The organism is Novosphingobium sp. AAP93 (assembly GCF_001296055.1).
GTDB lineage: Bacteria > Pseudomonadota > Alphaproteobacteria > Sphingomonadales > Sphingomonadaceae > Novosphingobium.
Map to the genome: position 1 here is coordinate 35927 of NZ_LJHZ01000060.1, position 7759 is coordinate 43685.

General features: G+C 66.1%; 7 protein-coding genes and 1 tRNA gene. 4 read left to right on the forward strand and 4 right to left on the reverse strand.

Annotated elements, in window-relative coordinates; genetic code table 11:
* Positions 1-100: 100 nt before the first annotated feature.
* The gene (locus tag IP83_RS10245) at positions 101-868 is read left to right on the forward strand and encodes a crotonase/enoyl-CoA hydratase family protein (RefSeq protein WP_054122122.1); all 768 of its coding nucleotides are present in this window, start codon (positions 101-103) and stop codon (positions 866-868) included.
* 96 nt (positions 869-964) lie between these two features.
* Here IP83_RS10245 and IP83_RS10250 read toward each other — a convergent pair.
* Both IP83_RS10250 and cpdR read right to left on the reverse strand, forming a co-directional pair.
* Positions 965-1039, reverse strand: a tRNA-Val gene (locus IP83_RS10250).
* A gap of 102 nt (positions 1040-1141) precedes the next feature.
* On the reverse strand, positions 1142-1522 hold the full coding sequence (gene cpdR, locus IP83_RS10255) for a cell cycle two-component system response regulator CpdR (protein WP_054122123.1): 381 nt from the start codon (positions 1520-1522) through the stop codon (positions 1142-1144).
* Between the two features lie 241 nt (positions 1523-1763).
* Between cpdR and IP83_RS10260 the strand changes: the two genes are divergently transcribed.
* On the forward strand, positions 1764-2759 hold the full coding sequence (locus IP83_RS10260) for an N-formylglutamate amidohydrolase (RefSeq protein WP_082364635.1): 996 nt from the start codon (positions 1764-1766) through the stop codon (positions 2757-2759).
* Between the two features lie 216 nt (positions 2760-2975).
* On the opposite strand, the gene IP83_RS10265 is transcribed toward IP83_RS10260, so the two are convergent.
* On the reverse strand, positions 2976-3746 hold the full coding sequence (locus tag IP83_RS10265) for a SapC family protein (protein WP_054122124.1): 771 nt from the start codon (positions 3744-3746) through the stop codon (positions 2976-2978).
* Between the two features lie 139 nt (positions 3747-3885).
* Complete coding sequence (locus IP83_RS10270) at positions 3886-5319, reverse strand: FAD-binding oxidoreductase (RefSeq protein ID WP_054122125.1); 1434 nt, start codon at positions 5317-5319, stop codon at positions 3886-3888.
* 181 nt (positions 5320-5500) lie between these two features.
* Between IP83_RS10270 and IP83_RS10275 the strand changes: the two genes are divergently transcribed.
* On the forward strand, positions 5501-6145 hold the full coding sequence (locus tag IP83_RS10275) for a hypothetical protein (RefSeq protein ID WP_054122126.1): 645 nt from the start codon (positions 5501-5503) through the stop codon (positions 6143-6145).
* 145 nt (positions 6146-6290) lie between these two features.
* On the forward strand, positions 6291-7688 hold the full coding sequence (locus IP83_RS10280; protein WP_054122127.1) for a DEAD/DEAH box helicase: 1398 nt from the start codon (positions 6291-6293) through the stop codon (positions 7686-7688).
* The last annotated feature ends 71 nt before the right edge of the window (positions 7689-7759 follow it).

The window sequence follows — 7759 nt, forward strand, 5'->3', positions numbered from 1 at the left end:
ATAGCGTGCGGCAAATCGCTCGGTTTGGCTCTGGACAGGAGCCGGGGGCGGGTTCTAGACATTTAACCAAGCGATTAAGCGCTACCCGAGGAGAGATGTCGTGAGCGAAGCCCCCGAAGTCCTGACCGAAGTGGACGGCAACGTCCTGATCGTCACCATCAACAGGCCTGAAGCCAAGAACGCGATGACCAAGGCCGCGGCCGAAGGAATCGCCGCGGCGATGGACCGATTCGACGCCGAGACCGACCTGCGCTGCGCGATCCTGACCGGCGCGGGCGGCACGTTCTGCTCAGGGATGGACCTCAAGGGCTTCCTGCGCGGCGAGCGGCCGAGCGTGCCCGGCCGCGGCTTCGGCGCGCTGTCGCAGTGGACGCCGAAGAAGCCGATCATTGCGGCGGTCGACGGCTATGCGCTGGCGGGCGGCATGGAACTGGCGCTCTCGTGCGATCTGATCGTGGCGAACAAGGCCGCCAAGTTCGGCATTCCCGAAGCCAAGCGCGGCCTTGCAGCGGCCGCCGGCGGCCTGATCAAGCTGCCCCGGCAGATCCCCCCGCGCATCGCGATGGAACTCGCGCTGACGGGCGATTTCATGGACGCCGACCGCGCCTATGCGCTGGGTTTCGTCAACGAACTGACCGATGGGCCTTCGCTCGAGGCCGCCAAGGCGCTCGCCGCGCGCGTTGCCGCAAACGGCCCGCTCGCGCTGATTGCCTCGAAGGCGATCATCCGCGATTCGCACGAGTGGACCGAAGCCGAGATGTGGGACAAGCAGGAAGCCTATGTCGCGCCGGTGTTCACCTCGTCCGACGCGCGCGAAGGCAGCCTTGCATTTGCCGAGAAGCGCAAGCCCAACTGGCAGGGGAAGTAAGGACTCCCGGCTGTCGCCGGATCGGTGTGAAAGCCGGTCCGGTGACAGGCCTTCAAGGCAACAAAAAACCCCGCCGCGGCGGGGTTTTTCAAGCGATGGTGGGCGTAGCAAGGATTGAACTTGCGACCCCTACGATGTCAACATAGTGCTCTACCACTGAGCTATACGCCCGCACCATCAAGCTTCCGCGGCGGCCAGCGCGGCGGGAGAGGCAGCCCATTAGCGCCGGGCGGCTGGGCTTGCAAGGGGGGTTTTTAGGCCTCCCGTATCTCTTCAGCGCAAGTTGCCCGTCATCGGCGAATCCGAGAAGACACGTTCCACTTCGAGCACGAGATCGCGCAAGTGGAAGGGCTTCGACAGCACGCGCGCGCTGGGCGCCTCGCGGTTGGCCTTGAGCGTGACGGCGGCAAAGCCGGTGATGAACATGACCTTGGTCGCCGGGCTGATCTCGGCGCAGCGCTGGGCCAGTTCGATGCCGTCCATTTCCGGCATGACGATGTCCGAGAGCAGCAGATCGAAATGCTGGCTTTCCAGCAGCGGCACGGCATCGGTGCCCCGATCGACCGACACCACTTCGTAACCGGCGTTTTCAAGGGCCCGGGCGAGATAGGTGCGCATTGCTTCTTCGTCTTCGGCGAGGAGGATTCGAATCATGGTCACCTTCAAAGTCTTGCCAGTTTGCCTGATTATCGTGCCCGCGGGGCCGATGCAGACACTGCTCCTTGGGCGATGGTCTACACCCGGGCAGGTTAACATTCCGTCCAGACCGGGTGCTAGGGGACAAACGCAGTGGCAGCGCCATACTCGCTGAACAGTCCTGTGGCAGCTACTTATGCGTGCCTTGCGCCCCACGGAGCACTTTGACATGCGCGCCAAAGCCCGGCAGCTTTCGTCGATGGATCGACTCTTCCTGTCCGGGGGCGAATCGCCTGCGCGCGGCAGCACTGCGAGCTTCAGCGGCGGCATGACCCGCAGCGGCGGGCGCGTGCCCGGGCTGGAGGGGGCGGCTGCGTTCACCGTCTGGCAGCACGATCCCTCACCGGTGCCGGTGGTGATCGCGGTGCCGCATGCCGGGCGCAGCTATCCGTCCGAACTGATCTCCCGCATGCGCCAGCCGGCCTACAGTGCGCCGCGGCTGGAGGACCGGCTGGTCGATCTTGTCGGCAAGGCGGTGGCCGAGCGGACCGGGGCTGCGCTGCTGGTGGCCCATGCACCGCGTGCGATGATCGATCTCAACCGCGCCAGCGACGATGTCGATTGGGACATGGTCGGCGGCGGCGCGCCTGATGCGAGTTCTGCACCCGCCAGCCCGTCATCCGGGCGCCGCGCGCGGAGCGGGCTGGGCCTCGTGCCGCGGCGGCTGCCCGGCCTTGGCGAGCTGTGGAAGTGGCCGATCGCGGCTGATGATCTCGCCGCGCGGATCGAAGGGGTGCACGAGCCCTATCACGCGGCACTCGCGGCCTTGCTCGACAGCGTGCGGGCACGGTGGGGGGCGGCGCTGCTGATCGACCTTCATTCGATGCCGCCGCTGCCCGCACGGGCCGGCGAGCCTGCCGCAGAGTTCGTGCTGGGCGACCGGTTCGGTGCAGCCTGCGACGGCGCGCTGGTGGCCGAGGCCTTTGCCGCACTGGGTCAGGCGCGGCGGCTGACCGCGCACAACCGGCCCTATGCCGGCGGCTATGTGCTGGAACGGCACGCGCGGCGGAAGGACGGAATCCATTGTCTCCAGCTGGAAATCGACCGGCGGACCTACCTCGATGCCGCGCTGGCCGAGCCGGGGCCGGGACTCGCCGCGACGGTCGACGTAGTGGCAGCATTGGTCCAGCGCATGGCGATTGCCGTCGCAGACCTTGGCCGCGAGCGCGGCCATTGGCGCGCGGCTGCCGAGTAAGCTCTTGAGATCATGAAAAAACCACCTGGAGCAGTGCTCCAGGTGGCCAAGGTTCAGGGAGGAGGTGCACCAGGTGCACCCGCCGCGCCGGGCCATGAGGGGAGCACCGTCGCGACTTACGGAAGATAGGTGGTGCCTCCCGCCAAGGCAAGGCCTTTTGCCGTCCGATCCGGCGGGAGTTTATGCCGACCCTATCTGATTGGTGTTACGATGTTATCAGAACGCCGGAAGCGGCGGGGTCGGGCCGACGCCCTGCTCCACCTGCTTGCCGAAGATCACGCTCATCAGATCGAGCGAGAACACGTGCGCGTAGACCAGCGGCAGCAGGCCGCTCTGCGCCCAGCCGCGCAGGACATCGCCGCGCATATCGCGCAGCTTTTCCTGATTCACCATCTGGAAGCCGCGATAGACGAAGGGCTGCTCGACGCCGGTCTGCTGGATCGCAGCTTCGCCGTCCATGAGGAGGTCGTGCTTGGTCAGTTCCTCGACAAAGGCCTGCGTGCGCTGGCCGGCCTGTTCGAACTGCTCGCAGAACTGCAGCACGTTGCGTGTGGCTTCCGAGGGTTCTTCACCGGCGAACAGCGGCTCACCATCCTCGAAATCGCCGAGCAGATTCGTCGAAGCGTCGAAGCACAGCGACAGGTCGGTGGTGTCCGGCGTCAGCTTGGCAAGGAGGAAGGGGTAGCGGCGGGCATAGGCCGGAACGTAGGTGTTCGGGGCCACATTGCCCTCGGCGTCGACGAACACGTTGATGCCTTCGTTGAGGCCCATCAGCGCCAGCGGCACCGGGTTTTCGCCCGAGGCGAAGATGATCGGGAAGTGGCGTGCGGCCTGCGGGAATTCCTCGACCGTCAGCGGGATCGCATGCTGGCCGATCATCCAGGACGCCTTGTCGGCGGCGCGGGCCTTCCAGTTCGCGTGATCGCGAAGATTCAGCGGCGCGAGATCGTTGTAAAACAAGGGCAGGGACTGCGGCGCGCTCGCCATGGTATTCTCTCCGTCAGACTGGTTGCCATGCACGCGCCAAAACCGGCGGGATTGCGGCGGGAGCGCGCCGTTTAGGGATTGTACCGGGGCTGCGCAAGGCCGGCTGCAACGCGGCTGTCACACAGCGGGAATTTTTTCGTCAGACCAGCTTGCCGGGATTGAGCAGGCCCTGCGGATCGAGCGCGGCCTTGATCTGGCGGAGCATGGACAGCGCAACCGGGTCACCCAGCCGGGCCAGTTCGTCGCGCTTCAACTGACCGATGCCGTGCTCGGCGGAGATCGAGCCGCCCCATTGGGTCACGAGATCGTGGACTTGCGCACTGATCGCCTTGCCGTCGCCCTGCTGCCAGGCGGCCGGATCGACGCCTTGCGGCGCGAGGACGTGAAAGTGGATGTTGCCATCGCCGAGATGCCCGAAGCCGACCGCGCGGGTGCCGGGCCAGGCCGCTTCGAGCAGCGGGACGGCATGCTCGACGAATTGGGCCATCAGTTGCGTCGGCACGCTGATGTCATGCTGGACGGCAGGGCCCAGCGCCCGCTCGGCCGGGGCAATCGCATCGCGCAGCGCCCAGAACGCTTCGGCCTGGGCCTCGCTCGTGCTGATCGTGGCATCGGCGATGAGCCCGACTTCGAACGCCGAGGCGAGCATGGTTTCGGCGAGGTCAGGCAGGCGTTCGGCGGCGGCATCGCTTTCGGCGACCAGCTCGATCAGCGCATGCCACGGATGCGGCTCAGCCAGCGGCGCGCGTGCGCCCGGCAGATAATCGAGCACCGCGGCCAGCGAATGTTGCGGCATGACTTCGAACCCCTCGAGTGCGGGCCCGGCAATGCTCTCGGCATGCAGCAACAGCGCGCGCGCGTCGGACAGCGAGGCAAGGCCCGCCCACAGCACGGTGCGCCCGTCAATGCGGGGCTCCAGCCGCAAGGTGGCGGCGGTGATCACGCCCATTGTGCCTTCCGAGCCGATCAGCACCTGCTTGAGATCGAAGCCGCGGTTGTCCTTCTTGAGCGGGGTGAGCGTATCGAGCACCGACCCGTCCGCCATGACCGCCTCGAGCCCCAGCACCATCGCGCGCATCGTGCCATGGCGCAGCACTTGCGTGCCGCCCGCGTTGGTCGAAATGAGGCCGCCGATCGTGGCCGAGCCCTTGCCGCCGAGGGTGAGGGCAAAGCGCAGGCCGGCTTCATCCGCGGCTTCATGGAGCGTCTGCAGGACAACGCCGGCGTCGGCGGTGACCATGCGGTTTTCGGCATCGAGGCGGCGGATCGTGTTCATCCGGCGCAGGCTGAGAAGGAGGGCGTGGCCCTCGCAATCGGGCGTGGCGCCGCCGGACATGCCGCTATTGCCCCCTTGCGGCACGATCGGCACGCGGTGCTTCGCGCAAAGTTTGATCAAATCGGCCACTTCGGCGGTCGCGGCCGGCGAGGCCATCGCGAGCGCCCGGCCGGTAAACCGCCCGCGCCAGTCGGTAAGCCATGGCGCCATGAGATCGGGATCGGTGGTGAACCCGCGGGCCCCAAGCAGCTCGGCAGCTTCGGCGACAAAGGCGTTGTGATCAATTTCGGTCGACATGTCTCTGGCTACCCCCGGCAGGCCGCAGCGGGCAATTCATTTTTTCTGCCAGCCGAGTTAAGCGGGGGTTCAAGCAGAAGTGCTACCGAGAGATGACGATTCTCCGGGCGCATGGAATGCCCGAAAAAACCGTCAGGGCGGAAACACTGATTCGAGGGACCACGCTGCTTCTGCTTTCGCCATGACAACGTTATTCGGCCTCTTCGCGAGCTTCGCTCTGGTCCTGCCGGGCCTTCCGGCAGATGGCAGCGCATTTGCGCTGTTTGATGACGATGCCGCGGGCGATGAGGATATCTGGACCGCGGCGACGCTGCCGCCGGATTCGCCGTTGCTCGTGGGGCCGCAGGGCGCCTTGCCCGGCGGGGCCGCCGTCAATCCGCTGGCGGGCGATGTGTGGGACCAGGTGCGTATCGAACAGCAGGTGATCATCCGCGTGACGCCGCGCGATGCCGGGCGCAATGCGGTTGCGCCGCAGATTCTGCCGCTGCAGCCGATGCAACCGATACTGCAGCCGACCCTGCCGCAAATGCGGCCCAATGCGCCGCGATTCCGGGAGCGCAAGACGGGCAAGTGCATGCCGGCCATGGGCATCGCCGCCGTGCAGCCGATCACCGACGGGCGGCTGATGTTTTACATGCGCGACCGCCGGATGATCGCGGCGGGCCTCGAGAAGGCCTGCAGCGCACGCGATTTCTACCTGGGTTTCTACATGTCGAAGACGAGCGACGGCCAGCTTTGCGTCGGCCGCGATGCGATCCATTCGCGCGCGGGGACGACCTGCAAGCTCAAGGACGTGCACGAATACGTTCCGGTCGACGGGAATTGAGCGCAAACCCTGCGCATCCGTAACCAGTTTCCTTGACTTTTGCCCGCCTTTGCGCCTAGGCGCGGGGCCACGATGGCGCGCCACATGGCCACGCCTTCCGCGCGCCGGACAATCTTGCGCGCCCTATTTCGGATCATCAGCCCACATGAAATTTGCCGATCTCGGCCTGTCTGACGAATTGCTGCAGTCGGTGCTCGACGCCGGCTACGACACGCCGACTGCGATCCAGGCGCAGGCCATCCCCTCGGTGCTGATGATGCGCGACATCATCGGCATCGCGCAGACGGGGACGGGCAAGACGGCGAGCTTCGTGCTGCCGATGATCGATATCCTCGCGCATGGCCGCCGCCGCGCGCTGATGCCGCGCTCGCTGATCCTCGAGCCGACGCGTGAACTCGCGGCGCAGGTCGCCGAGAACTTCGAGAAGTACGGCAAGAACCATGATCTCAAGATGGCGCTGCTGATCGGCGGCGTGCAGATGGGCGATCAGGTCAAGGCGCTGTCCGACGGCGTGGACGTGCTGATCGCGACGCCGGGCCGCCTGATGGACCTGTTCGAGCGCGGCAAGATCCTGCTCACGGGCTGCGAGCTCTTGGTGATCGACGAGGCGGACCGCATGCTCGACATGGGTTTCATCCCGGATATCGAGACGATCTGCTCGAAGCTGCCGGCGACGCGGCAGACGCTGCTGTTTTCGGCCACCATGCCGCCGGTGATCAAGAAGCTGGCGGACAAGTTCCTCAGCAATCCCAAGTACATCGAAGTGGCGCGGCCCGCTTCGAACAATTCGAACATCGCCCAGCACAAGATCCACGTGACAACGCGGGGCAAGCGCGAGGTGCTGCGGCACCTGCTGCGCACTGACAACGTGAACACCGCGATCATCTTCGCCAACCGCAAGACGACGGTGCGCGAACTGGCCAAGAGCCTGCAAAGCCACGGCTTTTCTGCCGGAGAGATCCATGGCGACATGGACCAGAACGCGCGCAATGCCGAATTGCAGAAGTTCAAGGACGGGGTGATCTCGATCCTCGTCGCCTCCGACGTCGCCGCACGCGGCCTTGACGTGAAGGGCGTGAGCCACGTTTTCAACTTCGACACGCCGTGGCATCCGGACGATTACGTCCACCGCATTGGCCGCACCGGCCGCGCGGGGGCGACGGGACGAGCGTTTACCTTCGTGACGAGCGAGGATGCGGAAGCCATCGCCAACGTCGAGAAGCTGACGGGGATGAAGATCCCGGTGTTCACGCTGGATGACGGGGAGGCTGTGGCTGAGGCGCCGGTGGCGGAGAAGCGCGAGCGGGCGCCGCGGGCCGAACGCGCGCCGCGCGGCGAGAAGCCTCCGCGCCGGGAGCGTGCGCCCAAGGCTGCGGTTGAGGCAGCGTCTGAGATGGAAGCGCCGCGTGAGGTTGCGGCCAAGCCGGTGCGTGCGCGGCGCGATGAGCCGCGTCCGCCCAAGGATGTGCTGACCGAACTGCCGTCACAGCCGGGCGAGTGGAACGGGCCAGTGCCGGGTTTCCTCAGCGTCTCGGCGCTTTAATCACTTCTCATTCACCCGTTCGTGTCGAGCGAAGTCGAGACACCTTGCGCCCGGTGTCTCGACTTCGCTCG